The sequence below is a fragment of the Halomonas sp. PGE1 genome (assembly GCF_013000985.1).
In the GTDB taxonomy this organism is placed as follows: Bacteria; Pseudomonadota; Gammaproteobacteria; order Pseudomonadales; family Halomonadaceae; genus Halomonas; species Halomonas alkalicola.
In genome coordinates this window covers 2,401,975-2,428,219 of record NZ_CP053032.1, presented here as the reverse complement: position 1 = coordinate 2,428,219, position 26,245 = coordinate 2,401,975, and the positions used below count along the sequence as shown (strand labels likewise).

Annotated in this window: 22 protein-coding genes; 10 read left to right on the top strand and 12 right to left on the bottom strand. The window is 70.6% G+C overall.

Annotation, left to right across the window (positions count from 1 at the left end; all coding sequences use genetic code 11):
* Nucleotides 1–9: 9 nt before the first annotated feature.
* The 3 genes from trhP (at nucleotide 10) to HIR79_RS11490 (ending at nucleotide 3,072) form a co-directional block, all read left to right on the top strand.
* Complete coding sequence (gene trhP / locus HIR79_RS11500; protein ID WP_169958464.1) at nucleotides 10–1,452, top strand: prephenate-dependent tRNA uridine(34) hydroxylase TrhP; 1,443 nt, start codon at nucleotides 10–12, stop codon at nucleotides 1,450–1,452.
* A gap of 147 nt (nucleotides 1,453–1,599) precedes the next feature.
* Nucleotides 1,600–2,268 carry an anti-virulence regulator CigR family protein gene (locus HIR79_RS11495; protein ID WP_169958463.1) on the top strand — a complete coding sequence of 223 codons (669 nt, stop codon included), beginning with the start codon at nucleotides 1,600–1,602 and terminating at the stop codon, nucleotides 2,266–2,268.
* A 123-nt stretch (nucleotides 2,269–2,391) separates the two neighbouring features.
* Nucleotides 2,392–3,072, top strand: a complete 681-nt coding sequence (locus HIR79_RS11490) for a TVP38/TMEM64 family protein (RefSeq protein WP_169958462.1) — start codon at nucleotides 2,392–2,394, stop codon at nucleotides 3,070–3,072.
* A gap of 15 nt (nucleotides 3,073–3,087) precedes the next feature.
* Here the strand turns inward: HIR79_RS11490 and HIR79_RS11485 are convergent, their stop codons facing one another.
* From HIR79_RS11485 to HIR79_RS11460, 6 genes are all read right to left on the bottom strand, one after another.
* The gene (locus tag HIR79_RS11485; protein WP_169958461.1) at nucleotides 3,088–3,324 is read right to left on the bottom strand and encodes a DUF2789 domain-containing protein; all 237 of its coding nucleotides are present in this window, start codon (nucleotides 3,322–3,324) and stop codon (nucleotides 3,088–3,090) included.
* A gap of 92 nt (nucleotides 3,325–3,416) precedes the next feature.
* Complete coding sequence (locus HIR79_RS11480) at nucleotides 3,417–4,475, bottom strand: asparaginase (RefSeq protein ID WP_169958460.1); 1,059 nt, start codon at nucleotides 4,473–4,475, stop codon at nucleotides 3,417–3,419.
* Between the two features lie 61 nt (nucleotides 4,476–4,536).
* Entirely contained in the window at nucleotides 4,537–5,745 is a 1,209-nt protein-coding gene (locus tag HIR79_RS11475; RefSeq protein ID WP_249322126.1) for an efflux RND transporter periplasmic adaptor subunit, read from the bottom strand.
* Nucleotides 5,746–5,761: 16 nt separating this feature from the next.
* Nucleotides 5,762–8,125 (bottom strand): ABC transporter permease, encoded by a 2,364-nt coding sequence (locus HIR79_RS11470; RefSeq protein ID WP_169958459.1) that lies wholly within the window; start codon nucleotides 8,123–8,125, stop codon nucleotides 5,762–5,764.
* A 7-nt stretch (nucleotides 8,126–8,132) separates the two neighbouring features.
* Nucleotides 8,133–8,864: an ABC transporter ATP-binding protein gene (locus HIR79_RS11465; RefSeq protein ID WP_169958458.1), complete on the bottom strand. Its 732-nt coding sequence runs from the start codon at nucleotides 8,862–8,864 to the stop codon at nucleotides 8,133–8,135.
* 91 nt (nucleotides 8,865–8,955) lie between these two features.
* Nucleotides 8,956–10,182 (bottom strand): MFS transporter, encoded by a 1,227-nt coding sequence (locus HIR79_RS11460; RefSeq protein WP_249322335.1) that lies wholly within the window; start codon nucleotides 10,180–10,182, stop codon nucleotides 8,956–8,958.
* 144 nt (nucleotides 10,183–10,326) lie between these two features.
* Here HIR79_RS11460 and HIR79_RS11455 point away from each other — a divergent pair, with 144 nt between their 5' ends.
* Nucleotides 10,327–11,208: a DMT family transporter gene (locus HIR79_RS11455; RefSeq protein WP_119020893.1), complete on the top strand. Its 882-nt coding sequence runs from the start codon at nucleotides 10,327–10,329 to the stop codon at nucleotides 11,206–11,208.
* Between the two features lie 93 nt (nucleotides 11,209–11,301).
* Here the strand turns inward: HIR79_RS11455 and HIR79_RS11450 are convergent, their stop codons facing one another.
* The 6 genes from HIR79_RS11450 to HIR79_RS11425 form a co-directional block, all read right to left on the bottom strand.
* Nucleotides 11,302–11,844, bottom strand: coding sequence for a hypothetical protein (locus HIR79_RS11450; protein ID WP_169958457.1), 543 nt, complete (start codon nucleotides 11,842–11,844; stop codon nucleotides 11,302–11,304).
* 81 nt (nucleotides 11,845–11,925) lie between these two features.
* Nucleotides 11,926–13,239 (bottom strand): DEAD/DEAH box helicase, encoded by a 1,314-nt coding sequence (locus HIR79_RS11445; RefSeq protein WP_169958456.1) that lies wholly within the window; start codon nucleotides 13,237–13,239, stop codon nucleotides 11,926–11,928.
* Nucleotides 13,240–13,388: 149 nt separating this feature from the next.
* Entirely contained in the window at nucleotides 13,389–13,907 is a 519-nt protein-coding gene (locus tag HIR79_RS11440) for a helix-hairpin-helix domain-containing protein (RefSeq protein WP_169958455.1), read from the bottom strand.
* Between the two features lie 82 nt (nucleotides 13,908–13,989).
* Nucleotides 13,990–14,583 (bottom strand): PqiC family protein, encoded by a 594-nt coding sequence (locus HIR79_RS11435; protein WP_249322125.1) that lies wholly within the window; start codon nucleotides 14,581–14,583, stop codon nucleotides 13,990–13,992.
* Between the two features lie 58 nt (nucleotides 14,584–14,641).
* On the bottom strand, nucleotides 14,642–16,315 hold the full coding sequence (pqiB, locus tag HIR79_RS11430; protein ID WP_169958454.1) for an intermembrane transport protein PqiB: 1,674 nt from the start codon (nucleotides 16,313–16,315) through the stop codon (nucleotides 14,642–14,644).
* Nucleotides 16,312–17,685, bottom strand: coding sequence for a paraquat-inducible protein A (locus HIR79_RS11425; RefSeq protein WP_169959553.1), 1,374 nt, complete (start codon nucleotides 17,683–17,685; stop codon nucleotides 16,312–16,314). The genes pqiB and HIR79_RS11425 overlap by 4 nt, the downstream gene beginning before the upstream one ends.
* A 200-nt stretch (nucleotides 17,686–17,885) precedes the next feature.
* On the opposite strand from HIR79_RS11425, the gene HIR79_RS11420 reads away from it, so the two are divergent.
* The 6 genes from HIR79_RS11420 (at nucleotide 17,886) to HIR79_RS11395 (ending at nucleotide 26,200) form a co-directional block, all read left to right on the top strand.
* Nucleotides 17,886–18,866: a calcium/sodium antiporter gene (locus HIR79_RS11420; protein WP_169958453.1), complete on the top strand. Its 981-nt coding sequence runs from the start codon at nucleotides 17,886–17,888 to the stop codon at nucleotides 18,864–18,866.
* 388 nt (nucleotides 18,867–19,254) lie between these two features.
* Nucleotides 19,255–20,673, top strand: coding sequence for a cytochrome ubiquinol oxidase subunit I (locus tag HIR79_RS11415; protein WP_169958452.1), 1,419 nt, complete (start codon nucleotides 19,255–19,257; stop codon nucleotides 20,671–20,673).
* A 3-nt stretch (nucleotides 20,674–20,676) separates the two neighbouring features.
* Entirely contained in the window at nucleotides 20,677–21,678 is a 1,002-nt protein-coding gene (gene cydB, locus HIR79_RS11410) for a cytochrome d ubiquinol oxidase subunit II (RefSeq protein WP_119020900.1), read from the top strand.
* A 3-nt stretch (nucleotides 21,679–21,681) separates the two neighbouring features.
* Complete coding sequence (gene cydD, locus HIR79_RS11405) at nucleotides 21,682–23,367, top strand: thiol reductant ABC exporter subunit CydD (RefSeq protein ID WP_169958451.1); 1,686 nt, start codon at nucleotides 21,682–21,684, stop codon at nucleotides 23,365–23,367.
* Nucleotides 23,360–25,126, top strand: a complete 1,767-nt coding sequence (cydC, locus tag HIR79_RS11400; RefSeq protein WP_169958450.1) for a thiol reductant ABC exporter subunit CydC — start codon at nucleotides 23,360–23,362, stop codon at nucleotides 25,124–25,126. Before cydD ends, cydC begins: the two co-directional genes overlap by 8 nt.
* A 78-nt stretch (nucleotides 25,127–25,204) precedes the next feature.
* Nucleotides 25,205–26,200 carry an adenosine deaminase gene (locus tag HIR79_RS11395; protein ID WP_119020903.1) on the top strand — a complete coding sequence of 332 codons (996 nt, stop codon included), beginning with the start codon at nucleotides 25,205–25,207 and terminating at the stop codon, nucleotides 26,198–26,200.
* Nucleotides 26,201–26,245 lie beyond the last annotated feature (45 nt).

Sequence of the window (26,245 nt, the reverse complement as noted above, 5' to 3'; positions counted from 1 at the left end):
TGACCTCACATGCAAGCCCCCGAACTGCTCTCCCCCGCGGGAACGTTCAAGAACATGCGCTACGCCTTCGCGTATGGCGCCGATGCCGTCTATGCCGGCCAGCCGCGCTACTCGCTGCGCGTGCGCAACAACGACTTCAAGATCGACAACCTGCACAAGGGCATCGCCTACGCCCATGAGCGGGGCAAGCAGTTCTACGTGGCCTCCAACATCGCGCCCCACAACAGCAAGCTGAAGACCTACCTGCGCGACATGGAGCCGGTGATCGAGGCCGGTCCCGATGCCCTGATCATGTCCGACCCGGGGTTGATCATGATGGTGCGCGAGCGCTGGCCCGACCAGGTGATCCACCTCTCGGTGCAGTCCAACGTGGTCAACTGGGCGGCGGCGAAGTTCTGGCAGCGCCAGGGCATCAGCCGCATCATCCTGTCGCGTGAGCTGTCCCTCGAGGAGATCGGCGAGATCCGTGCCGAGTGCCCCGACCTCGAGATCGAGACCTTCGTTCACGGCGCGCTGTGCATCGCCTACTCCGGGCGCTGCCTGCTCTCCGGCTACTTCAACCACCGCGACCCCAACCAGGGCACCTGCACCAACGCCTGCCGCTGGAAGTACAACACCGTGGCCGCCGCCCAGGACGAGACCGGCGACCTGGTGCCGGCCAACTCGGCGGCCGCCCATGCGGCCAGCGGCGTCTGGACCCCCGAGCAGGGCGGGGCTCAGGGCGGGTTGATCGCCTCCGGCGGCGGCAGCACCTCCTTCGCCGGCCTGTCCCAGACCACGGCCACCGCCGGCGGGGTGGAGGGCCAGGACGAGCTCTCGGCGCTGATCGAGGACCGCACCCGCCCGGGCGAGCTGATGCCGGTGTTCGAGGACGAGCACGGCACCTACATCATGAACTCCAAGGACCTGCGCGCCGTCCAGCACGTGCCGCGCCTGACCCAGATGGGCGTCACCTCGCTGAAGATCGAGGGGCGCACCAAGTCCCACTACTACGTGGCGCGCACCGCCCAGGTCTACCGTCGCGCCATCGATGATGCCGTGGCCGGCCGGCCCTTCGACATGCGTCTGATGGATGAGCTCGACAACCTCGCCAACCGCGGCTACACGGAAGGCTTCTATCGCCGCCACGTGCATGACGAGTACCAGAACTACGAGCAGGGCAACTCGGTGGGGGTGCACCAGCAGTTCGTCGGCGAGGTGATCGGCTATGACCCCGACCGAGGCGTGCTGGAGGTGGACGTCAAGAACCGCTTCGAGGTGGGGGACGGCATGGAGCTGATGCTGCCCGGTGGCAACCGCCGCTTCGTGCTCGAGCATATCGAGAACAAGCGTGGCGAATCCGTGGGGGTGGCACCGGGCTCCGGCCACGTGGTGCGCATCCCGGTACCGGGCGAGGCGATCGCGCCCGAGCGCATCGAGTTCGCGCTGCTGATGCGTGACCTCAAGGGCTGAGCCAGGTTCGACCCGCAGAGGCCCGGCATGCCGCATGCCGGGCCTCTTTGCATTCAGGGTGTCGCCACAGGCCGACAGTAGTTCCACACCGGCTGCATCATTGGCGACTAGTCTGATAGGCATCCCCCCATGGAACCGGAGGTTCACATGAGCAAGCGAATCGATCTGCGCCTGGCCCTGGCGGCTTCTAGCCTTGCGCTGGTGATGGCGGCAGGCCCCGCCCTGGCACAGCCCGCCGACCACCCCGGCCGAGGCCAGGGGGCCTCTCAGGCTCAAGGGCAGGGGCAAGGACAAGGACAGAGCCAGGAGCGGCGAGAGCAGGGGCCCCAGGGGCGGGGCGGTGATCGCGGCCAGCAGGAGCTTCGTGAGCAGGAGCGCTACCGCGACGGTGAACGCCGGGAGGGTGACTGGCGCGACCGCGAGCGTGACCGGGAAGGCTACCGGGATCGGGAGAGCTACCGGGACAGAGAAAGCTACCGTGACCGGCGCGACGCGGGCTATCGCGACCGTGAGCGTCGCGACGAGCGCTACCGCAGCGGTCCCAGCATCGACGAGCGGGAGCTGCGCCGCCTCTTCGGCGAGGGTCGCGACTGGGTTCGCGAAGATGATCGCGCCGCCCTGCCGCCGGGCATCCGCATGAACCTCGAGCGCGGCAAGCCGCTGCCTCCGGGCATCGCCAAGCGCTTCGACGACCGTGCGCTGGGCTACCTGCCGCGCTATGACGGCTACGAATGGCGCCGAGTGGGGCCCGATGCGATCCTGGTCGACGCCGCCAACGAGATCATCTACCAGGTGATTCGCGACGTCCTCTATTGATCCCGCAGGCTCGACACGCCGCCGTGGCAGGCCCCTCAGCGGCCGGCCGCGGCGGTTGCCATGCTGGCGTAGGATGGCTCCTGCATGGCACCATGGGCGCCTCTGCGCACCGGAAGATGATCGATGTTCAACGATAGTTCACTGCGCTGGCCCTGGCGGGTAGCGGCGGTGGGTGGCGTCGTGTTGATGGCGCTCTACCTGTGGATCTGGCACTCGCCTGACCTGGCGGATCTGCAGCGCTGGGCGGACGAGGCCTCCCACCATCCCGCCGTGATCATCAGCGTGATCCTGGTGATGGCCGTGACCCTGGCGCTGGGCCTGCCCGGCAGCATCGGGCTGTGGCTGATCGCCCCCTTCTATTCGCCCCTGGCGGCGACCCCCATGCTGATCGTGGGCAGCGTGCTCGGGGCCCTGGGCGCCTACTGGCTCTCGGCCCGGGTGGGCGATCGCTGGACGCCCAAGGGGCTCACCCGCAAGATCATGCGGCGCCTGGAGCAGCGCAGCGATTTCCTGACCCAGTGCGCCCTGCGTGTGCTGCCGGGCTTCCCGCACTCGGTGGTCAACTATGCCGCCGGCCTGCTGCGCCTGCCGCTGGGGACCTTCCTGATGGCGGCCATCATCGGTCTCGGCGTGAAGTGGGCGGTCTATGCCAGCGCCATCTATGGGGCGCTGGAGGCGGTGGAGAAGGAAGAGGCACTGAGCATCGGCGTGGTGCTGCCGCTGCTGGCGCTCACCGTGCTGCTGCTGGTGGGCGCCTGGGTCAGGCGGCGGGTGGAGGCCAACGGCCAGGCCGCCAACGGCTAGCCTGGCCGGCGGCCATCAGGGTTTGCGCAGCGAGGCGTTCAGGTGGTCGACCACCTCGGCCCAGTCGGCGTCCTCCTCGATGGCCTCGCGCAAGAACTCGGCCTGGCCCTCGTTCCAGCAGGGGGCGTCCGGCAGGGGGATCTCATCGGGAATTGGGCCGTTGCGCTCGATGAAGCGCTTGATCGCCTCCGGTTCCGACGCGAGGCCCAGCTGCTCGAAGAGTTCGGTGAAGGGGTGGTCGGGGTGTTCCATGGCGGCTCTCCTTGCGGTGTTGGAATACCTCCCACCATAGCGGCTTGCGCCGCCCGTTGCATGACCGTCGTCAACGCTGGTGCAGGGAGCCGTCACCGCTCTCCCACCAGCGGGGTGAGGAAGCGCCGCCGGCGTTCGGCATCCGTCAGCGGCTGGGCCAGCAGATGAACGAGCTTGGTCAGTGCCGCTTCCGGGGTCATGGCATCGGCCGAGAGCACCCCGGCCGCCTGCAGTCCCCAGCCCGCAGCGTAGTGGCCTATGTCGATGCCACCATGGGGGCACTGGCTGATCGCCGCCAACAGCTTGCCCTGGCCGCTGGCCTCGGCGAGCACACCAAGCAGTTCGGGATCCTCGGGCACGTTGCCACCTCCCCACACCTCCAGCAGGGCCCCCTTGAGCGTCGGCGCCTCGAGCCAGGCCGCCACCTGGCGGGCGGCGATGCCCGGCCACAGCACGATGCGTGCCACCCCGCCCTCCGCCAGGGGGCCATAGTCGGGCAGCTCGAAGCGTGGGGCGCCGCGCTGTTGATGCGCCAGGCCGCGCCCGGGATAGAGCACGGCGTCGCTGCCGACCCGCTCGCCGAGCAGCGGATAGTTAGGGCTGACGAAGGCGTGGGCGTCCCGCGTCTGCCACTTGCGTGCCCGCACGCCACGCAGCAGCCTGCCGCCGAAGGCGATGGCCACCTCCTGAAGCGCTGGGTTGATCGCAAAACGCAGCGCCAGCTCGACGTTGTCGGCCGCGTCGCTGTTCTCGGCTTCCAGCGGTTGCATGGCGCCGGTCACCACCACCGGGCGGTCCAGGCCCTGAAGCTGATAGGCGAGGCTCGAGGCCGTCCAGGCCAGCGTATCGGTGCCGTGCAGCACCGCGATGCCGGCGTGGTCCCGGAAGCGCTTGGCGATCAAGTCGGCCAGCCGCTGCCACTCCCGCGGGGTGGCGGCACTGGAGTCGATGGGGGCGGGTAAGGCCAGCACCTCATGGTCCGGCAGTGCCGCGCGGCGCTGGGCGGGCAGGCCGTCCAGGGCGCGAGCCAGGCGCGCCTCGATGTCACCGCCGGGGACGAGGCCGTGCTCGCCTGCCACCATGCCCAGGGTTCCCCCGGTGTAGATGACCAGCACAGGGCGCGGGGACGAGAAGGTAGCGTCGATGGACATGGGGGCTCCGGGGCAGGCATGAGCCGACCATGATACGAAGGGGCGGGCCCAGTCGCCAGGCTCACTCGTCGATGCGCACCCGCACGCCCTCGGCGACCCGCTCGCCCGGGCGGGTGATGATCAGGTCGCCGGCCTCCACCCCCTCGAGCACCTGGGTGACGAGGCCGCTGCGCCGCCCCGGGGTGACCGCCACCCGGCGGGCGCGGGCTTCCTCCACGCGGAACACCGCCCACTCCCCGTCGGCGCGGAACAGGGCGCTGGTAGGCAGCTGCAGTACCTCGTCGGCCTGCCAGACCAGGAACTCGGCGTCGACCCGGAAACCGCTGCCCAGGCCCAGGGCGGCGGGGTCGATCTCCTCGGCGAAGTCCACGATCACCGGCACCCGCTGCTCGTCGACGCCCAGCGCCGAGACTCGGGTGAAGCCGGCGGGCTCGATGCGTCGCACCACGCCCGCGAGCGCTTCCTCGCCGCCCCAGCCGGTCAGGCGCACCGCCATGCCGGGGCGGACCCGCACGGCATCCATGGAGAGCAGGTCCACCTGGATCTCCAGGTCAGCAAGGCTGCCGAGTTCGAGGATGCGCTCGCCGGCGGCCACGCTGCCCTCGCAGCAGCGGTAGCGGGTCAGCACCGTGCCGCTGATGGGGGCGCGAACCACCAGGGCGGGGTGCTCGGCAGCGTCGCGTTGGCCGCTGGCCACCGCCAGCATGGCCCGGGCGCTCTCCACCTCGAAGCGGGCCGCCTCGACGCTTGCGGCCGCCGCGCTCTCGATGGCGCGCTGACGGTCGCGCTGGCTGCGGCGCTGGTCGAGGTCGGCGGTGGAGACCAGGTTGCGCTGGTGCAGGGTGAGGTAGCGCTCGAACTCGGCCTCGGCGAAGCGCCGCTCGGCGCGGGTGGTCTCCAGATTGGCTCGGGCGGCCGCGAGGCGCGCCTCGGCCGCTTGCAGCGCGTCCTTGGCCTGCTGACGGGAGCGGGGATCCAGGGCCGGCGCGGGGCTGGGTTCGAGGAGGAACAGGGGCTGGCCCTGCTCCACCTCGTCACCGACTTCCAGCATCACCCGCTGCAGGTAGCCGGCGATGGGCACCGAGACATTCCAGGTGTCGCGCAGCCGGGTGCGTCCCTCCTCGATCACCGAGTCGACGAAGGGGGCGGCCGTGACCCGGGCCACGCTGACCGGCACCGGCGCCGGGCGCAGCGCCAAGGCCAGCAGGGCCAGCATGGCCAGGGCGGCCAGGCTCCAGAAGTGGCGTCTCTGCCAGGGGCGAAGTGTCACGGTCGGTCTCCTTGTACTATTCCACGGCCTTGAGGACGCGCAGCTTGTCCAGGCGGCCCAGGCGTCGCACCACCAGTAGGGCCACCACCAGCGAGGCGGCTAGCACGCCGCTGGCGGCGATGCCGAAGGCCTGGGGAGTGAGCACCAGCGGAATGCGGAACAGGTCGCTGCTGAAGGCCTGGTTGAGCAGGCGGCTGAAGACGATGCCGATGGCCCAGCCCGGCGGCAGGGCGGCGAGCGTCAGCAGGGCGATCTCGCCGAGCAGGATGCGCGACACCTCGGCACGGCTGTAGCCCAGCACCTGCAGGGTGGCGAGCTCCCGGGCGCGCTCGGCGAAGGTGACGCGAGCGTTGTTGTAGACCACGCCGAAGCTGATCGAGGTGGCGATGGCCACGAAGATCACCGCGAACAGCAGGATCGTCTCGTCGAGGTAGTCGCGGATGCCCCGCTCGGCCTGGTCGAGCCGCCCGATGGCGGCCACCCCGGGCATCTCCCAGAGGGCGGCGTTGAGCGCCTCGCGGTGGTTGTCATCCACCAGCAGCCAGGCACCGCTGATCGCCGGCCCCTCGCCCATCAGCGCATTGAGCCGGGGGCGGGTGAGATAGGCGCCTACGCCGAGGGGTTCGTCTACCAGGGCGGCCAGCGGCAGCATCACCTGGCGCCGCCGCCCCTCCATGATCGCCACCTCCAGCTCGTCCCCCACCCGGGCATCGAGGGAGTCGGCCAGGTGGCGGGTCAGCATCAGGCCCTCCTCGGGCAGGCGCTGGGGACGGCCCTGGCCATCCAACACCTGGCGCAGCTGCGGCTCGGGCTCCATGCCCAGCAGGCTGGTGCGCTCCACGCGATGGCCGTGAATCAGGGTGACCGGCACCCGGCGCCAGGTCTCCACGGCGAGCACCCCGGGCAGGTGGCGCAGCTCGCCGGCGGCTCGGGCCGGGGTCGCCTCGGCGAAGGTGAGCTCCATGTCCATGCGCAGCACCTGGCGATACTGCTGGTCGATCATCGCCTCCACGGCGTCGAGCTGGTAGGCGCCCATCATCAGCAGGCCCGCGGAGAGGGCGATGCCGGCCACCGAGAGGCCGGCCTTGGCCGGGTGTCGGGCGAGGTGGCGCAGGATCATGCGCCCCTCCTGCCCCAGCAAGGCAGCGGGCAGCAGGCGCTCCAGCCAGCTGCGGCGAAAGCGCAGCGGGGCCGGCGGGCGCATCGCCTCGGCGGGCGGTCGGCTGACCGCCTGCCAGACCGCTCGCCAGGTGCCGAGCAGGGTCGCCAGGGCCACCACCGACAGCGACAGCGCCAGCGCCCACAGCGGCACCCGGAAGGGCATCTCGGGGAAACGGAAGTACTCCCGATAGAGGCTGGCCATGCCGCTGGCCGCCCAGGCCCCCAGGGCCACGCCCAGCGCCCAGCCGAGCAGCACGATCATCCCGGCCAGCAGGCCGAAATGGCGGGCCAGCTCCCCGTCGCGGTAGCCGAAGGCCTTGAGCACGGCGACCTGCTCGCGCTGGGTCTGGATCAGGCGGCCCATCACCACGTGGAGCAGGAAGGCGGAGACCGAGAGGAAGATCGCCGGCAGCACCGTGGCCTGGATGCGCTGCTGGTTGAGCTCCTCGTCGAGGAAGCGGTGGGAGGGCTGGTCGTCGCGGGTCCAGGCGCCAGTGCCACCGTAGCGGGCCAGCGCCAGGTCGAGGGCGTCGATCACCGCCTCGCGTTGCGCCCCGGCCTGCAGGGTCAGGGTCAGCTGGTTGAAGGCGCCCTCCATGCCGTAGGCGTTGGCGAGGGTGCGCTGGTTCATCCAAAGCACGGCGTAGCGGCGGTAGTCGGGCATCAGGTCGGTGGGGGCGACCTGGTAGAGGAACTCCGGGCTCAGGGCGATGCCCGCGAGCTGCAGCCGCACACGGCGACCGTCGATGATCGCCTCCAGGCTGTCGCCCGGGACCAGCCCATGGGCCTCGGCGAAGGCATCGGAGACCACCGCCTGGTCGTCGCGGCCCGCCTCGGGCAGGCCGCCGGCCACCAAGTGCAGGCGGTTGAGTATCGGCTGACGCCCATCGGGGATCGACTGGGCCAGCCCGCGGATGGGGTCGTCGAAGCCCACCACCGAGAGGCGCATGGCGGCCTGCACCCGGGGTTCGATCAGGTTGACCCCCTCGATCTCCTGCAGGCGGCTCACCACGCCCAGCGGGGCGCGCTTGACGTCGGCGAACACCTCGGCGAAGTGGTGGCTGGCGTAGAAGCGCTCCCTGGCCCCGGAGAGCGCCTCCAGGGTGGTCACCGAGAGGATCAGGGTCATCACCCCGCCGGAGATCACCACGGCGATGGCCAGGGCCTGGCCCTTGAGGCGCCAGAAATCGCGGAGCAGCTTGCGGTCGAGGGTCCTCACGGCGGCCTCACCAGCGCAGCTCGCGGGCGGGGCGGCGGGTGGCGTTGACGTGGATCTCGTCGACCCGGCCGTCGCGCAGGCGGATCACCCGGTCGGCCATCTCGCCGATCACCTCGTTGTGGGTGATGATCGCCACCGTGGTGGCGGTCTCGCGGTTGACGGTCTCGAGGACCTCGAGGACGCGGATGCCGGTGCGGAAGTCCAGGGCGCCGGTGGGTTCGTCGCAGAGCAGCAGATCGGGCTGCTTGGCCACCGCCCGGGCGATGGCCACCCGCTGCTGCTCGCCGCCGGAGAGCTGGGAGGGAAAGTGGTCGAGGCGCTCGCCGAGGCCGACCATGGCCAGCGCCGACTCCGGGCTCATCGGGCGGCGCGCGATCTCGGTGACGATGGCCACGTTCTCCCGGGCGGTGAGGCTGGCGATCAGGTTGTAGAACTGGAACACGAAGCCGACGTAGTGGCGGCGAAAGCGGGTGAGTTCGCGCTGGCTGGCGCGGGTCAGGTCGCGGCTCTGGCCGCGGTGGTCGACGTAGCGCACCTCGCCGCCGCTGGCACTGTCGAGGCCGCCGAGGATATTGAGCAGGGTGGACTTGCCGGAGCCCGAGGCGCCCAGCATCACCAGCAGCTCTCCGCGGTAGAGGGCCAGGTCCACGCCGCGCAGGGCCTGGATGGTCACCTCGCCCATCGGGTAGCTGCGCGTCAGCCCGCGGGCCTCGAGGGCCACCGCCTTGTCATCGCCCATGCGCCACCGCTGCCGGAAGGGTTTGCCTCGAGTCTAACCGCGGCCGTGGAGGGCCGCCATTGATCGCGGACAAGCCTGGTGGCTCGCTTCGTCAGCGGGTGACCAGGCGCCCCTCGGCATCGATCTCCAGGCGTCGGTTGCGGCCGGCGAACAGGGCGAACAGGCCAGCCAGGGCGCAGACCGACATCAGCACGATGGTGATGGTGGCAAGGCCCAGATCGAGCTGCAGCATGACCCCTACACCCAGCGGCCCCAGGGCGGCCAGAGTATAGCCGCCGCCCTGGGCCAGGCCGGAGAGCTTGCCGGCCAGCCGGGAGTTGCCTGAGCGCAGCACGATCAGCGTGAGCGCCATGCTGAAGCCGCCTCCCTGGCCGAAGCCCAGCAGCACCACGCCGAGCCAGCGCAGCGCCACCGGCCCCTGCAGCAGCAGCCAGAAGCCCGCGGCAATCAGGGCCAGCACGGTGAGCAGGGCTGGGCGCTGGTCGCGCCCCAGTCGGGCCAGCCAGGGGGCGGCCAGAGCCGCCGGTAGCTGCGCCATCACCGAAGCGCCCATCATCCAGCCGGCCTCGGCCTCGCCGTAGCCTCGGGCGACCAGCAGGGTCGGCAGCCAGCCGAAGACGATATAGGCCAGCGATGACTGCAGCCCCATGAAGAGCATCACCTGCCAGGCCAGGGGCTGGCCGAGCACGGCGCGCATGGAGCCGCCGGCGCTGGGCATCGCCGCCTCGTCGCGGCGCGGCGCCAGCAGCAGCCAGGCCGCCAGGGCCAGAACGGCGAGCACCGCCCAGCTGGCCAGGCCCAGGTGCCAGCCGCCCAGCCACTCGGTTAACGGAATGGCGAGCCCCGCGCCCAGGGCGCCCCCCAGGCACAGCGCCATGGTGTAGACGCCGGTCATCAGGTCGGCGCCGGCGGGCAGCTCGCGCTTGACCAGGGCGGGCAGCAGGGTGCCGGCCACGCCGATGGCGGCGCCCACCATCAGGGTGCCGAGGAAGAGGGTCGCGATCAGGGGAATACCGCGCAGCGCGAGCCCGCCGGCCAGCAGCGCGAGGCCGGCGGCCAGGGCCCGCTCCGGGCCCAGCCGCTTGGCCAGCCAGGGGGCCAGGGGTGCGAAGAGCCCCAGGCAGAGCACCGGCAGGGTGGTGAGCGCGCCGATGGCGAGCGGCGAGAGGCCGGTATCCTGCTGGATGCGGGTGAGCACCGGGGCGAGGCTTGAGAGGGCGGGGCGCAGGTTGAGCCCCACCAGCACCATCAGGCCGATGAAGACCAGCAGCAGGCGGCGGTTCGGTCGGAGGGAATGGGGATCCGTGGGCTCCGGCATCGCGGACATCGGCGTTGACTCGTCGGGTGAAGGGCCAAATAGATTAGCATGGTAAGCTCCATGGCCCCATGTCGGTAGGCCGCTCCCTCGGCTACCCCTCCCGGCCACCCTGACCTCGCACGGACTGTCACACGGAACCCTGCCATGACGCGCCCCCTGAGCCACTGGCTACTGCTGGTCACCCTCTCCCTGCTGTGGGGCAGCTCCTTTGCCCTGACCCGGATCGCGGTGGCCGAGCTGGACCCGGCCATGCTGGTGGTGGGGCGCAACCTGCTGGCCAGCCTCGCACTGCTCGGGTTGGTGCTGCTGCTGGGGCGCGCCTGGCCCCGCGGCGGGCGGCTGTGGGGCTTCATGCTGGCCATCGCCGTGGTGGGCAACATGACCCCCTTCCTGTTGATTAGCTGGGGCCAGCAGCGCATCGACAGCGGGCTGGCCGGCATCCTGATGGCGATCATGCCGCTCATGACCCTGGTGCTGGCGCACTTCCTGGTGGCGGGGGAGCGCATGACCTCCGCCCGGCTCACGGGGTTCGTGATCGGCTTCGCCGGCATCCTGGCGCTGGTGGGGCCCGCCGCGCTGCGTGAGCTGGGCGGACAGGGCGAGACCCTGCTGGCGCAGCTGGCGGTGCTGCTGGCCGCCTGCTGCTACGCGATCAACACCATCATCGCTCGCCACAAGCCGGCCAGCGACGCCTGGTCGACCTCGGCACTGGTGCTGGGGATGGCCTGCCTGCTCACCCTGCCGCTGGCCCTCTTGCCTGCAGAGTCCGCCTGGCCCATGGGGCTCTCCAGCGGTGCGCTGTGGGCCGTGGTGGTGCTGGGCGTACTCTGCACGGCGCTGGGCAGCGTGGTCTACTTCACCCTGGTGGCGGCCGCGGGCCCCACCTTCCTTTCGCTGATCAACTACCTGATCCCGCTCTGGGCGGTGGCCATCGGCCTGCTCTTCCTGGGGGAGCGCCCCGAGTGGAACCACCTGCTGGCGCTGGGGATGATCCTGCTGGGCGTGGGCGTTTCCCAGCGCCGCTAGGGGAGGGGGCTCGGCATTAGACGAAAACGACACGACCGCCTTGCGGCGGCCGTGTCGTGAGTCGGGCGTTCGGTGTTCCGGGGCGGGCAGGGATCAGTCGCGGTCGCGGCGCCATTCGCGCCCGGCCTTCGGGCGCATGCCATCCTTGCGGTCGTCCTCCCGCCCTGCCAACAGGGGGTGATCCTCGTTGGCATTCTCGGGCCGGAACACCACCTGGCCCGGCGGCTGGTGCGTCCCCTGGGCGACCCGCTGGCGAATGCCGGAGACGTCCTCGGCGCTGATCAGGCCGCCGGTGGGGTCCGGCTGTACAACGAGAGAGCCCTGGTAGGTCCAGCAGCGCTGGGGCGCCTGGGCCAGCCCCCAGTCGCGGCCTCGCCAGCGGGCCTGGCCGTCCGGGAGTAGCTCGAGCTGCTCCACGGGCACCAGCGCCTGAAAGAGCCTGGCGTTGAGTACCACGCCGCCGGTCGCCATCTTCACGGCGCCGGCGTAGTGGCCCTCCTCGAGGGCCGCCAGCACCGCCTTGCGGCTGGGCTTGGCCTCCAGGGTGGCGCGGCCGCACAGGTGAAGCAGGTCGGCATCGACCTGCTTGATCACCCAGACCTCGATGGGCGTCTTGCCCAGCAGTCGCTTCAGCATGGTCGTCAGGCTTCAGGGAGCAAAAGGGAGCCTACATTCGCATATTCAAATCGACTATTCCAGCAGCCCCGACAAGCCCTCTCAGGCCTGCCGGCGACCGCCGCCGCCACCACCACCGCGACGCCGGCGCGGCGCCTGGGACTGCTCGTCGCGGCCGCGCTGGCCCTGGCCGTTGCCACGCCCCTGACCGTTGCCGCGGCCCTGGCCGCGACCGCCGCCGCCACGATTGCGACCGTTCTCGATCGGCTCGGGCTTGGCGTTGGGGTCGGGCTCGAAGCCGGGCTCGATGCGCTTCTCGAGATCACGCTTGATCAGGCGCTCGATGCCCTTGAGCAGGCCGTGCTCGTCGACGCAGACCAGCGAGACCGCCTGGCCCTCGCTGCCGGCACGCCCGGTGCGGCCGATGCGGTGCACATAGTCCTCGGCCACGTTGGGCAGCTCGAAGTTGACCACGTGGGGCAGCTCGCTGATGTCGAGGCCGCGGGCGGCGATATCGGTGGCCACCAGCACCTGCAGGTCGCCGCTCTTGAAGGCGGAGAGCGCCTTGGTGCGCGCCGACTGGCTCTTGTTGCCATGGATCGCCATGGCCGGGATCTCCTGCTTGGAGAGCTGCTCGGCCAGGCGGTTGGCACCGTGCTTGGTGCGGGTGAAGACCAGCACCTGGTGCCAGTTGTGCTGGCTGATCAGGTGGGCCAGCAGCTCGCGCTTCTTCTCGCGGTCCACGCGATAGATCGCCTGGTCGACGGTCTCGGCGGTGGTGTTGCGACGCGCCACCTCGATCATCGCCGGACGGTCCAGCAGCTTGTTGGCCAGCGCCTGGATGTCATCGGAGAAGGTGGCCGAGAAGAGCAGGTTCTGGCGCTTCGGGGGCAGTACCCGGAGGATCTTCTTGATGTCGTGGATGAAGCCCATGTCGAGCATGCGGTCGGCTTCGTCGAGCACCAGGATCTCCACCTTGGAGAGGTCCACGTGCTTCTGCTGCTGCAGGTCGAGCAGGCGACCCGGAGTGGCGACAAGGACGTCGAGGCCGGGGCGGATGGCATCCACCTGGGGCTGCTGGCCCACGCCGCCGAAGATCACGTGGCTCTTGAGGGTCAGGTGGCGGCCGTAGTCGGCCACGCTCTCGCCCACCTGGGCGGCCAGCTCGCGGGTCGGGGTGAGCACCAGGGCGCGCACCTCGCGGCGGCCGGGGCGCGGGCCACCGGCCAGGCGCTGGAGCATCGGCAGGGTGAAGCCGGCGGTCTTGCCGGTACCGGTCTGGGCGCTGGCCAGCAGGTCGCCGCCCTCGAGCACGGCAGGAATCGCCTGGCGCTGGATCGGGGTCGGAACGGTGTAGCCCTGTGCCTCTACGGCACGCAGCAGTTCGGCACGCAGGCCGAGGTCGGAAAAGGTCATGCGGTCTCCGCAGAAACGCCTCGGCCGCGCCACGCTAAGACGCGTGGCCAGTCCCGGGCCGGGGCGTGAGAAATTCGGGTAGGCGCGGCAGGAGGGACTCGATGGTTGCCGCGTATCCGCATTATGCCAGATCGAGGCGGCCGGCGCAGCTACTTCCCGTCCGCGTCTGCGGCGAGGCTTGTGCGGATGCGGGCCAGGGTGGCGGCGTTGAGGCCGGTGATCTCGTCGAGGCCCTCGGCGCCGAGCTCGCGCAGCTGGTCGAGGTCGCTGATGCCGTGGGCGAACAGGCGCCGGGCCGTGACCGGGCCGATGCCGTCCAGGGCGGTCAGCCCGCGGGCATGGCGGTTGAGGAAGGCCTCGTGGGCGTCCTCGTCGAGGCCGTCGCAGGCGCCGTCCTGGTAGAGCTGGCAGGCCAGGCGGTCGACCCCGCGGCGCACGTCGGCAAGCATCGGCAGCGCCACGAAGTCATGCTGTGCGGCCAGGGCGTCGAGCTCGGCCAGCGCCCGGTCGGCGACCCCGAGCTCCGCCAGGGCCTCCTGGCCGTGGGTGTCGCTGGCCAGGGCGATCAGCAGGGCGCGGCGGGCGCGCCGGGCTATATCGCGCAGCTCGAGGGCGATGGCATGGCGGAACTCGCGTTCGGCGAGCTCCCGGGTCAGGTCGTCGTGCATGGTGTCGTCCCTGTCGGTAAGAAAGTGCCCCTGAGGGCCTCAGATGACCATAGCCCAGCGCCGGGCGCTCTGCCTGCGGCGCTCAGCGCGCGCGGCGCAACGCTTCGGCGAGCTGGTCGGCCGCGCTGTCCCAGCCGCGGCCCAGGGCGCGCACGAGGGCCGGGTAGCCGTCGTCGTCGAGCTCGGTCTCCACCTGCAGGGGCGCCATGGCCAGCAGGCGCCCCTCGGCGTCGCGCAGCTGCCACTGGCCGCCGATCACGGCCAGGCCGTCGTGGCGACCCTGGAAGCGGTCGAGCTCCAGGCGCAAGCTGAGGGCGCCGGGTTCGCGCACGCCGGCCTCGTCCAGCATCACCCGGGTATCGGGCAGCCGGGCGGCCAGGCGCAGGCGCAGGCCGCGCTCGAGCTGGCGGCCCAGGGCCTCGGCCCACTGATGGCCGCGGGCCTCCACCAGGGTAATGTCATCCACCTGCATCACCAGGCCGTCCACGTCCAGGTAGTGGGCCAGCCGCGGCGGGCGCAGCAGCAGCAGGTGGGTCGCCTCGGCGCCGGCCGCCGAGCCTGCCGCCTCGGGCAGGGTATAGCGCGCAGGTTGGGGGCTCGAGCTGGCGCAGCCGGCGAGCCCCGCCGTGACCGTGAGGGCCGCCAGGGCGGCCAGCATCCATCGCCTCGTCATCATCTCGTCTCCTTGTCGAGGGGCGTCTTGTGCCGACAGGCGCCGTCAGTCGTCCTGGGGGTCATCGCGGGGCCCGGGGCATGGGGTCCTCGGTCTCCAGGCTGTCGAAGAGCAGGGCGCGGGGGTTGTCGGAGAGGGTCCGCGCCACCGGCTGGAGGTCGCGCATCAGCCGCTCCAGGCGCTCCACGGCGCCGGTCAGCTCCTGGTAGGCGCTGGAACCAGGCGATACCCCCTGCAGGGTCTCGCGCAGCTCCGTGAGGGTGGCGTTGAGGTTGACCGGCACCTCCCGGGTGCCCGGGTCCGCCAGCAGGGCGTTGAGCGAGGCGGAGAGCTCGCGCACCTCGCCCAGCATCGCCTCGGAGGCGGCCAGGTTGCGATCGAGGCCGGCCAGCAGCGGCTCGATCTCCAGGTCGTTGAGCTTGGCCAGCAGGTCGGTTACCTGGGCCTCGATCAGCGCGAAGCCGCCGGCGACCGTGGGGAAGACCGTCTTGTCGGCGAAGGTCTCGGCCACGTGCTGGCCGGCCAGATCGCTGTTGAAGTTGAGGTCGACGAACAGCGCCCCGGTGAGCAGGTTGCCGCTCTTCAGGCTGGCGCGCAGCCCCACGCCGAACAGGCGGTCGAAGCGCTCGCGCCATTCGGAGAGCACGACGTCCTGGTTCTCGATGCCCAGTCGCTGTGGCTCGATGCGGATCAGCACCGGGATCGAGAACCCTGTGCGGCCCTCGGGCTGAGGGGCGTTGAAGTTCCAGGGGACCGCCGCCACGGTGCCGATGCGCACGCCGCGGAACTCCACCGGCGCCCCTCGGGAGAGGCCGCGCACCGAGTCGTCCACCAGCAGCACGTACTCCAGGTAGCGGTTGAAGGTGCCCTGGCGGGCGCTGTCCTCGTCGGGGTAGAGGTTGAAGGTGACGTCGGGCTCCACCGGGCCGCCCAGCGGCAGGTCCTCCGGCACCCCGAAGGTGACGCCGCCCCCCAGCAGCGCCTCGAAGGACTCCACGTTGACCCGGAAGCCCTCGGAGTCGAGGCGCAGGTCGATGCCGCTGGCCGACCAGAAGCGGGTGCTGTCGGTGACCAGGGTGTCGTAGGGCGCCTCGATGAAGATGCGGTGCTGCATGCGCCGGGTCTGGGCATCGAAGAGGGCGTCCTCGACGCGGCCCACGGTATAGCCCTGGTAGGTGACCGGGTCGCCGACCCGGAGCGAGTTGCCGAGCTGGCTGACCAGGTTGATGCGCAGGCCGGCCGCCCCCGCCGGGGCCACCGGCGGCTGGTCGCTGACCTGGAACTCCCTGGAGGCGGTCTCGCTGCTGCCCGGCTCGAGCTGGATGAAGGCCCCGGAGAGCACCGTGCCCAGGCCGCTGATCCCCTCGCGGCCCACCCGGGGCTTGACCACCCAGAAGCGGCTGTCCTCCACCAGCATGGTCTCGGTATCGGGGCTCATGCGGGCGGTGATCACTGCGGTGGCGAGATCCTCCGAGAGCTGGACCCGTTCCACGCGGCCCACCTGGACGTTGCGGGTCTTGATGAGGGTGCTGCCGGCCTCGATCCCCTCGGCGTTGGCCATCACCAGGGTCACCTGAGGGCCCCGGCTGCGGTAGTTGTCATAGACCAGCCACAGGCCGATCAGGATGGCCACGATAGGCACGATCCAGATCGGCGAAAAGCGGGCCTGGGGGGAGGGCTTGGCGCGGTGCAGGTCCTGGTCGGCCGCAGCCTCGCCGCGGGGGGTATCGCTCATCCGTTATGTCCTTGTGAGTCCTGGCGGGTGGCGGGGTCATCCTGGCCTCTGGCGCGGGAGGCTCGCCAGCTGTTATCACGCGGCAGCGGGGCATCCCAGAGCAGCCGCGGGTCGAAGGTCATGGCCGCCAGCATAGTGATCACCACCACGGCGCCGAAGGCCAGGGCGGCAGGCCCGGGGGTGATCGACATCAGCGAGCCGGCACGGATCAGCGCCACCAGGATCGCCACCACGAAGATGTCGATCATCGACCAGCGGCCGATGAATTCGGTGAGCCGGTAGAGCCGGGTACGCACGGCGGCATTGAGCTCGCTGCTGCGGCTCACCACCAGGCAGAGCCAGGCCAGCGCCACCAGCTTGCCCACCGGCACGATGACGCTGGCGATGAAGATCACCGCGGCCACCGGCCAGGAGCCTAACTGGACCAGCTCCACCACGCCGCCGATGATGGTCGAGGGGCTCGTGTGGCCGAGGCTGGTGGTGGTCATGATCGGGTAGACGTTGGCGGGAATGTACATCACCGTGGCGGCGGCGAGCAGGGCCCAGGTGCGCTGCAGGCTGTGGGGCAGCCGGGCGCGCAGGCGGTCGCCGCAGCGTCGGCAGCGACCGCGCCCTCGTTCATCCAGGCGACCGATCAGGCCGCAGGTGTTGCAGCCGGCCAGTCCCTGGGGAGCCGCGGTCTCGCCGGTGCGGGTGCCCTCCGGGGCCCGGGGCTCGCCGGCCAGGGAGAACCACATCCAGTCGGCGTCGATGGACTGGGTGGTGAAGAGCAGCAGCAGGGCGAAGGCGCAGAAGGCCCAGAAGGAGACCCCCAGCTCGATCTGGGCCATGCCGGCGACCTTGATCAGGCTGACCAGGGCGCCAATGATGAAGACATCGGCCATCATCCAGGGGTTGAGCTGGGCGAGCGAGCGGGCGATGGCGCGGCTGGCGGGCAGCGGGGCGTCGCGCAGCAGACCGAGCTGCAGCCAGACCACCCCCAGCAGGTAGACCGCCGGCAGCACGATGATGGTGAGGATCACCGCGCCGGCCACTACCGGCTGATGAAAGCCGATCAGGGTGGTGGCGGTCTGGGAGAGCTCGATGCGGTTGCCCACGCCGCCCACGCTGAAGCTGATGAAGGGGAACGAGAGTGCCATGGCTAGCGCCAGCAGGGACGCGAGCGCCAGCGCCATGCTGCGCTGGGCCGGGCGCAGGTGGCGCTTGACCAGGGTGTGGCCGCAGCGCGGGCAGTCGGCCTGCTCGCCGCCGCGCAGCGGGGGGAGGGCAACCACCCAGTCGCACTCCTGACAGGCGCGCAGGCGTCGTCGCGCCCGGGATTCGGGCGGCATGCGATCGACCCTCGGGGCCTCGGCGGGCAGCGAGGGCATGCGCTCCAGAAGGCGGAAGGGGCGCTGGGCCAAGGGCGTGGTCACTCCTGGGGGCGGCACGGTGCCGGGGGCTTCACCCGGGGCGGTAGGTGGCCTACACTCTCGGCCCGGGGCGATGGGTCTCGGACAAAAGTGTGACACGTTGACGCAATGCGTACCATAGATAAACATGCACTCCTGAATGTGGCTGAGGCAACACGATGATCCTTCCTGCAGTAGCGGTGGTGGCAGGCCTGGTCCTGCTGGTGTGGAGCGCCGAGCGCTTCGTCGACGGAGCGGCGGCATCCTCCGCCCGTTTCGGTGTCTCGCCGCTGCTGATCGGCATGCTGGTGATCGGCTTCGGCACCTCGGCGCCCGAGCTCGTGGTCTCGGCGCTGGCGGCGGGCCAGGGCAATCCCGGCCTGGCGCTGGGCAACGCCTACGGCTCCAATATCGCCAACATCGGCCTGATCCTCGGTCTGGTGGCGTTGATCTCGCCCCTGGCGGTGCATTCCACCGTGGTGCGTCGCGAGCTGCCCATTCTGGGCGCGGCGACCCTGCTCTCGGCGCTGTTGATGTGGGGCGGCGTAGTGGGGCGCCTGGAGGGGGCGCTTCTGCTGGCGCTGCTGGCGCTCTTCATCGGCGCCAGCATCTTCCGTGCGCGCCGCGATGGCGCCGACCCCCTGGGTGCCGATACCGAGGAGAGCCTGGCGGAACACCCGATGTCGCTTCGCGCCGGCCTCGTCTGGACCGGCATCGGCCTGGTGCTGCTGGTGGTCAGCTCGCGCATCCTGGTGTGGGGAGCGGTGTCCATCGCCCAGGGCCTGGGCGTCAGTGACCTGATCATCGGCCTGACCGTGGTAGCGGTGGGCACCTCCCTGCCCGAGCTTGCCTCCTCCATCAGCGCCCTGCGGCGTCGCGAGCACGACCTGGTGCTCGGCAACGTGGTGGGTTCGAACCTCTTCAATACCCTGGGAGTGGTGGGGCTCGCTGCGGTGATCCACCCCATCCAGGTGGGCGCCGAGGTACTGCTGCGTGACTGGAGCTTGATGGCGGCCATGACCGTGTTGATGGCGGTCTTCGCCCTCGGCTGGCGCGGCCGGGCAGGCCGCATCAACCGCCTGGAAGGCGGGGTGCTGCTGACCATGTACCTCATCTATACGGCCTGGCTGGTGCGCCTGGTGCTGGGCGGCACAGGCTAGTTGCCGCGGGGGCGTGCCGCTGGGTCGCAGCCCCCAGCGAGGGCAGAAGCCGAGGCCGGAACGAGGCCCGGCGACGGGCTCCTGCATCCGTCTCTTGGGAGGGAGCCGAGGTCGAGACAGGCAGTGCGACAATGGGACACGCCTGATCCAGATCAACTTTTCGGCATTATGGCGGTCGGTATGGATGACTCAATGAAAATGCATCAATAAAGGTCATCGATTCCCTTTCCGGTCGCGCGATTTTCGTCTGCGTGCCGGCATTGACCTGGTGTCCAGGTGGAGTGCGTCATGGCGCCGCGACGGCGTCAGAGGCATAACAAGCACCGTTAGGTGCGCCCGCATCCCTTGCGACATGCTCGACTCAATATCCCGTATCGAGGCATGCGTCATGGAACTGGATCCGCTGCTGCTATCACGATTGCAATTCGCCTTCGTGGTCTCCTTTCACGCCATCTTCCCGGTCTTCACCATCGGGCTGGCGTCCTATATCGCCCTGTTGCACGGGCTCTTCTATCGGACCGAGAACCCCGTCTGGGATCGTCTGGCCCTCTTCTGGACCAAGGTCTTCGCTGTGGTCTTCGGCATGGGGGTGGTGTCGGGCATCGTGATGTCCTTCCAGTTCGGCACCAACTGGAGCAACTTCGCCCAGGCGTCGGCCAACTTCCTCGGGCCCATGCTCAGCTATGAGGTGGTCACGGCCTTTTTCCTGGAGGCGGCCTTCCTCGGCGTGCTGCTCTTTGGCCGCGGCAAGGTGCCCCAGGGGGTGCATCTCTTCGCAGCCTGTATGGTCGCCTTCGGTACCTTCATCTCATCGTTCTGGATCCTCTCGGCCAACAGCTGGATGCAGACCCCCGCGGGGGTAGAGCTCATCGACGGCAGCTTCCATGTCACCTCCTGGATGGCGGCGATCTTCAACCCCTCTTTCGGCTGGCGCTTCGCCCATATGGTGATGGCCTCCTTCCTGACCGGTGCCTTCGTGGTGGCCGGGGTCAGCGCCTGGTACCTGCTGATCCGGCGTGACGTGGAGGCCAACCGCCGGGCCCTCTCCATGTGCCTGTGGCTGCTGCTGGTGCTGACCCCCACTCAGGCGGTGGTAGGCGACTTCCACGGCCTCAATACCCTGGAGCACCAGCCCACCAAGGTGGCGGCCATGGAGGGCAACTGGGAGACCCGCGGCAATGTCCCGCTGCTGCTTTTCGCGATTCCCGACCAGGAGGCCCAGACCAACCGCTTCGAGATCGGCATCCCGAGCCTGGCCAGCGTGATCCTCAAGCATGACCCGGCCGGCGTGGTGCCCGGCATCAGCGAGGTACCCCCGGAGGAGCAGCCGCCGGTGTGGATCGTCTTCTGGGCGTTCCGTGTCATGGTGGGCCTGGGCTTTGTGATGATCGGCGTCGCTCTCGCCGGGCTCTGGCTGCGCCGCGGCGGGCGGCTCTACGAACACCGCGGCTTCCTGCAGACGCTGCGGCTGATGAGCGTGACCCCCTTCATCGCGGTGCTGGCGGGCTGGATCGTCACCGAGGTGGGCCGCGCCCCCTGGCTGGTCTACGGCATGCTGAGCCATGCCGAGGGGCTCACGCCGTCGCTCACCGGCGGCATGGCGCTCTTCACCCTGGTGGGCTACGTGGCGGTCTACGCAGTGGTGTTCTGGGCCGGGGTCTACTACCTCACCCGAGTGGTGCGCCAGGGAATGCTCCCCGAGGACGAGCGCGACAGCGTGGAGGGCGAGGTGCACCGCCCCAAGCGCCCGCTTTCCGCCGCCCATACCCCCTTCGAGCATGACGCCTCGCCCACCTGGAGGAGATAGGCCATGGAGATGTTTGATCTTTCATTGATCTGGGCGCTGATCATCGGCTTCGGGGTGATCATGTACGTGGTGATGGACGGCTTCGACCTGGGGCTCGGGATCCTTTATCCCTTCGCCCCGGACGAGGCCTCCCGGGATGTGATGATGAATTCGGTGGCCCCGGTGTGGGACGGCAACGAGACCTGGCTGGTGCTGGGCGGGGCGGGCCTGCTGGGCGCCTTCCCGCTGGTCTACTCGGTGTTCCTGCCCGCCCTCTATATCGGCGTCTTCCTGATGCTGGCGGGGCTGATCTTCCGCGGGGTGGCCTTCGAGTTCCGCTTCAAGTCGCGCCGCAACCGGCACTGGTGGAACCGTGCCTTCTGCTGGGGCTCGGCGGTGGCCGCCTTTGCCCAGGGCGCCGTGGTAGGGGCCTATATCCAGGGCTTCGCCGTGGAGGACTTCACCTACGTGGGCGGCGCCCTGGACTGGCTGACGCCCTTCACCATCCTGACGGGCATCAGCCTGATGGCCGGCTATGCGCTGCTCGGCGCCACCTGGCTGATCCTCAAGTCCGAGGGGCATGTCCAGGCGTGGGCCTACCGCATCACGCCGGTGCTGCTGCTGGCGGTGCTCGCCGCCTTCGTGATGATCAGCCTGTGGACCCCGATGGTGAACCCGGGCGTCTTCGAGCGCTGGTTCGATCATATCCACCTGATCTGGGTCTTCCCGGTGCTGGCGCTGGCCTGCGCCGGCTGGCTGATCGCGGCGGTCCATCGCCGCCAGGAGGGGCAGCCCTTCGTCGCGACGCTCGGCCTGTTCATCTTCACCTACCTGGGCCTGGTGGCCAGCAAGTGGCCGGTGATCGTGCCGCCCAACTACACCATCTGGGACGCCGCCTCGGCGCCGGAATCCCAGCTCTTCCTGCTGATCGGGGTGCTGTTCGTGATTCCCATCGTGCTGGCCTACACCGCCTGGACCTACTGGGTCTTTCGCGGCAAGGTCAAGGTGGGCGAAGGCTACCACTGAGCCATGGCCGCTCCTGACACCACCGGCGGCGGACGCGATGTCCGCCGCTGGCTGAACGGACTCGCCGCCCGGGAGCGACGCCGCCTGGGTCTGGCGGTGGTCGCCGGGGTCATCGCCACCCTGGCCACCCTGGGGCAGCTGGCGCTGCTGGCGTGGGTGGTCAGTCAGCTGCTGGTGGAGCGGGCCTCCCCCGCGTCCCAGCTGCCTGCCATCGCCGCCATGGCCGGGTTGCTGCTGCTTCGCGCCCTCGCGCTCTTCGGCCAGGAGCAACTGGGCCAGGCGGCCAGCCTCGCCATCCGCTCCCGGGTGCGTGGCGAGCTGCTCGATCACCTGGCGCGGCTCGGGCCGGGCTGGCTCGCCGGGCGCCACTCCGCGGCACTGGCCAGCCAGCTGGTGGAGCAGGTGGAGGCCCTGGACGGTTACTTCGCCCGCTTTCGCCCCCAGCTGATGCTGTCGGTGCTGAGCCCGGCACTGGTGCTGGGCGTGGCGCTGTCGCTGGACTGGCTGGCCGCACTCTTCCTGCTGCTGGCCGCGCCACTGATCCCGCTGTTCATGGCGCTGGTGGGGATGGGCGCCGAGCGCCTCAATCGCGAGCAGTTCGAGGCGGTGGCCCGGCTCTCGGGGCACTTCATCGACCGGGTGAAGGCGATCTCCACCCTGCAGCTGTTCGGCCGGGCACGGGGGGCGACCGCCGAGGTCCACGCCGCCGCCGACGACTATCGCCGGCGCAGCATGCGCACCCTGCGCGTCGCCTTTCTCTCCTCGGCGGTGCTGGAGTTCTTCGCCTCGGTGGCCATCGCCGTGGTGGCCATCTACGTGGGCTTCGGGCTGCTCGGCTACATCACCTATGGACCCTCTCCCGAGCTTACCCTGTTCAGCGGCCTGCTGGTCTTGCTGCTGGCGCCGGAGTTCTTCCAGCCGCTGCGCACCCTGGCCCAGCACTACCACGACCGGGCCGCTGCCCTGGGGGCCGCCGATGGCCTGCTGGCGATTCTTGCGGAAGCCCCCGATCCGCATCGCGGTATCGCGCCACCCTCGACGAACTCGCCCGACGCCCTTCTGGAACTCGACGGGGCAGGCGTGACCCGACCCGGCCGCGGCCGGGTGCTGGGGCCGGTCGACCTGCGCCTGGCAGCGGGCGAGGTGGTGGCGCTGACCGGTCCCTCAGGGAGCGGTAAGTCGACTCTGCTGCAGCTGCTGGCGGGCTTCGTCGGCCCGGAGGCCGGCGAGCGGCGCCTGGCCGCCGGCACGACCTTCGCCTGGATGGATCAGCGGCCGCTGCTGATCCAGGGCAGCCTGGCCGACAACCTGCGGCTGGCCGCCCCCGCGGCCTCGCGGGAGGCGATGCAGGCGGCGCTGGACAGGGCCGGCCTGGGGGCGCTCGTCGCGGCGCTGCCCGGGGGGCTCGATACGTCCATCGGCGAGCGCGGGGTCGGGCTCTCCGGCGGCCAGGCCCAGCGCCTGGCGCTGGCCAGGGTGTTTCTCTCCGGTGCTCCCCTGGTGCTGCTGGATGAACCCACGGCGAGCCTGGATGCCGAGACCGAGGCCCGGGTCGTCGTGGCGCTCGAGGCCCTGGCCCGGGAGGGCCGCACCCTGGTCATTGCCACCCACCACCCGGCGTTGATCGCCATGGCCGGTCGGCGCCTGGCGATCGAGGCGGGTCGCGTCATGGAGGTGCCCCATGGCTGATTACCGACCCGCGGGCACTTCGCTTGCGGCCCTGCGCCCCTGGCTAACGCTGCTCGACCGCCGCCGAGGGCGCCTGTGGTCCGGCGCCGCCCTGATGGCGCTGACCCTGGCCTCGGCCATCGGCCTGCTGGCGCTCTCCGGCTGGTTCATCGCCGCCACGGGGCTCACCGGTCTGCTCCTGGCGGCGGGCGTGGCCGCCACCCTCGAGGTCTACGTGCCCGGTGGCGGCATCCGTTTCTTCGCGGTGACCCGCACCGTGGCGCGCTATCTGGAGCGGCTCTACAACCACGACACCGTGCTGCGCCTGCTGGCCGACCTGCGCGCCCGGTTGTTCGGCGCCCTGGCGGGCCTCGACGGCCAGGCCCTGGCGCGCCGCCGGGCCAGCGACTGGCTCAACCGCCTGACGGCCGACATCGACACCCTGGACAGCCTCTACCTGCGCCTGCTCGCCCCGGCCGGCGTCGCGCTGCTGGCGATCCTCGGGCTCTCCGGCTTCCTGGCCGTGTTCGCGCCGCGGGTCGGCCTGGCCTCGGGCGCCCTGCTGCTGGTCGGTTGGCTGTGGTTGACCCTCGCCCAGGCGCGGCTGGGCCTGGCCCCGAGCCGGGCCCAGGTGAGCGAGCTGGAGGCGCTGCGCGGGCGCCTGGTCGAGCAGCTGCAGGGGATGGCGGAGCTCGAGGCCTACGGCAGCCTGACGAGCCACCGCCACGACCTTGCGGCCCTCGAGGCGAGGCTCTACCGCGGACAGCGCCGACTCGGGTTGCTGGCGGCCCTGGGCAACGCCCTGGCCAGCCTGCTGGTGGGGCTCGCCGCGCTGCTGGCGCTGTGGCTGGCCGCCCAGGCCTGGGCGGCGGGCCAGCTCTCCGGGCCGCTGATGGTGATGATGCCGCTCGCCATGCTGGCCATGAGCGAGGCGCTGGCGGCGCTTCCGGCCGCCTTCACCTGGCTGGGCGCCACCCTGGGGGCCGCCGAGCGGCTCAACGAGCTGGAGGCCCGCGCCGACTCCACGCCGCCCGCGTCCGCCTCCGCTGCCCCGGTGCCGGTGGAGGGGGCACCGGCGGTCGAGCTCGATGGGGTCACCCTGCGCTATCCCGGTGCCCTGGCGCCGGCCCTGCAGGCGCTGACGCTGACGCTGGCCCCCGGCGAGCGGCTGGCGCTGTGCGGGGCGTCCGGGGCTGGCAAGACCAGCGTGGTGGAGCTGCTGCTGCGCCAGCTGACACCCCAGGCCGGTGCTCTGCGGCTTGGGGGCGTGGTCCTCGCGGACTGGCCAGAGGCGGCGCTGCGCCGGCGGGTCGCCGCCCTGACCCAGCGCATCGATCTGCTCGATGACAGCCTGGCCGCCAACCTGCGCCTGGCCGCCCCCGAGGCCGACGACGATGCCCTGTGGCGCGCGCTGGCCTGGGTGGGCCTCGAGGCCTGGGTCCGAGGCCTTGCCGAGGGGCTCGACACCCGGGTGGGCGAGGGCGGCCAGCGCCTCTCGGGGGGGCAGGCGCGCCGCCTGGCGCTGGCACGCCTACACCTGCGCGACCCGTCGCTGGTGATTCTCGATGAACCCTTCGCGGGCCTGGATGCCGATACCGCCACGGCACTCGCGGCACGGCTCGACGCCTGGCTTGCCGGGCGCAGCGTGCTCTACCTGGTGCACCAGCTCGACGGCGGTCCCTTCCAGCCGCCGGGCATCGATCGGACGCTGACGCTGGTCGAGGGGCAGCTGGCGAGTGAGGGCGCGGGGAGACCGCCACCGGTACCTGGGGCGGGATAGCGGGCGTGGAAACTCAGGCTTTGCGCAGAGTCGGTGTCTATATCAGGATGAGAGCAACGCCCCCGGACGAGACGAGCCATGCATGACTTCCTCAAGCGGCTGCCCAAGGTCGAGCTGCACCTGCACATCGAAGGTTCCCTGGAACCCGAGCTGATGTTCGCCCTCGCCGAGCGCAACGGCGTCGCGCTGCCCTACGCCTCGGTGGAGGAGGCCCGGGCTGCCTATGACTTCACCGACCTGCAGTCCTTCCTCGACCTCTACTACCAGGGCATGAGCGTGCTGCGCACCGCCGAGGACTTCCACGACCTGGCCATGGACTACTTCCGGCGCGCCCACGCCGAGGGGGTGGTGCATGTGGAGATGCACTTCGACCCCCAGGCTCATCGGGTGCGCGGCATCGAGCTGCCCGTGGTGATGGAAGGGCTCTCCCTGGCCCGGCGCCATGCCGAGCGGGAGCTGGGCCTCTCCACGGCGCTGATCATGGCCTTCCTGCGCGACCGCGATGCCAGCGAGGCGATGGCGGTGCTGGAAGAGGCTGCCCCTTACTGGGAGATGCTCGATGCCGTGGGGCTGGACAGCGCCGAGCGCGGCAACCCGCCCTCGAAGTTCACCGAGGTGTTCGAGCGGGCGGCGCGGCTGGGGATTCCGCGAGTGGCGCATGCCGGGGAGGAGGGGCCGCCCGAGTACATCCGCGAGGCACTGGATCTGCTCGACGTCTGCCGCATCGACCACGGGGTGCGCTGCCTGGAGGACCCCGAGCTGGTGGCGCGGCTGCGCGACGAGGGCGTGGTGCTCACCGTCTGCCCGCTCTCCAACGTGCGTCTCAAGGTGGTGGAGCGACTCGAGGCGCATCCGCTGCCGCAGCTGCTGGAGGCAGGCTTGAGGATCACCCTCAACTCCGACGACCCGGCCTACTTCGGCGGCGGGATGCTCGACAACTACCTGGCCTGCCAGCGCGCCTTCGGCTGGGACGAGGCCACCTTCATCCAACTGGCGGGCACCGCCATCGAGGCCGCCTTCGTCAGCGACCAGCGCCGTCTGGCGCTCCGTCGCCGGCTCGCCGATAGCGTGTGACGCCATTCGGGGCCCACAACGAACCGCCCCCCGGCGAGCCGGGGG

Bases quoted from the DNA above. Each gene is read 5' to 3' on its own strand.
- HIR79_RS11435 (WP_249322125.1), bottom strand. From the start codon at position 14,583: ATGATGACGAGGCGATGGATGCTGGCCGCCCTGGCGGCCCTCACGGTC.
- HIR79_RS11495 (WP_169958463.1), top strand. From the start codon at position 1,600: ATGAGCAAGCGAATCGATCTGCGCCTGGCCCTGGCGGCTTCTAGCCTT.
- HIR79_RS11480 (WP_169958460.1), bottom strand. From the start codon at position 4,475: ATGTCCATCGACGCTACCTTCTCGTCCCCGCGCCCTGTGCTGGTCATC.
- HIR79_RS11415 (WP_169958452.1), top strand. From the start codon at position 19,255: ATGGAACTGGATCCGCTGCTGCTATCACGATTGCAATTCGCCTTCGTG.
- HIR79_RS11440 (WP_169958455.1), bottom strand. From the start codon at position 13,907: ATGCACGACGACCTGACCCGGGAGCTCGCCGAACGCGAGTTCCGCCAT.
- pqiB (WP_169958454.1), bottom strand. From the start codon at position 16,315: ATGAGCGATACCCCCCGCGGCGAGGCTGCGGCCGACCAGGACCTGCAC.
- HIR79_RS11395 (WP_119020903.1), top strand. From the start codon at position 25,205: ATGCATGACTTCCTCAAGCGGCTGCCCAAGGTCGAGCTGCACCTGCAC.
- HIR79_RS11455 (WP_119020893.1), top strand. From the start codon at position 10,327: ATGACGCGCCCCCTGAGCCACTGGCTACTGCTGGTCACCCTCTCCCTG.
- HIR79_RS11425 (WP_169959553.1), bottom strand. From the start codon at position 17,685: ATGCCCTCGCTGCCCGCCGAGGCCCCGAGGGTCGATCGCATGCCGCCC.
- cydC (WP_169958450.1), top strand. From the start codon at position 23,360: ATGGCTGATTACCGACCCGCGGGCACTTCGCTTGCGGCCCTGCGCCCC.
- HIR79_RS11465 (WP_169958458.1), bottom strand. From the start codon at position 8,864: ATGGGCGATGACAAGGCGGTGGCCCTCGAGGCCCGCGGGCTGACGCGC.
- HIR79_RS11420 (WP_169958453.1), top strand. From the start codon at position 17,886: ATGATCCTTCCTGCAGTAGCGGTGGTGGCAGGCCTGGTCCTGCTGGTG.
- HIR79_RS11460 (WP_249322335.1), bottom strand. From the start codon at position 10,182: ATGCCGGAGCCCACGGATCCCCATTCCCTCCGACCGAACCGCCGCCTG.
- cydB (WP_119020900.1), top strand. From the start codon at position 20,677: ATGGAGATGTTTGATCTTTCATTGATCTGGGCGCTGATCATCGGCTTC.
- HIR79_RS11450 (WP_169958457.1), bottom strand. From the start codon at position 11,844: ATGCTGAAGCGACTGCTGGGCAAGACGCCCATCGAGGTCTGGGTGATC.
- trhP (WP_169958464.1), top strand. From the start codon at position 10: ATGCAAGCCCCCGAACTGCTCTCCCCCGCGGGAACGTTCAAGAACATG.
- cydD (WP_169958451.1), top strand. From the start codon at position 21,682: ATGGCCGCTCCTGACACCACCGGCGGCGGACGCGATGTCCGCCGCTGG.
- HIR79_RS11485 (WP_169958461.1), bottom strand. From the start codon at position 3,324: ATGGAACACCCCGACCACCCCTTCACCGAACTCTTCGAGCAGCTGGGC.
- HIR79_RS11445 (WP_169958456.1), bottom strand. From the start codon at position 13,239: ATGACCTTTTCCGACCTCGGCCTGCGTGCCGAACTGCTGCGTGCCGTA.
- HIR79_RS11490 (WP_169958462.1), top strand. From the start codon at position 2,392: ATGTTCAACGATAGTTCACTGCGCTGGCCCTGGCGGGTAGCGGCGGTG.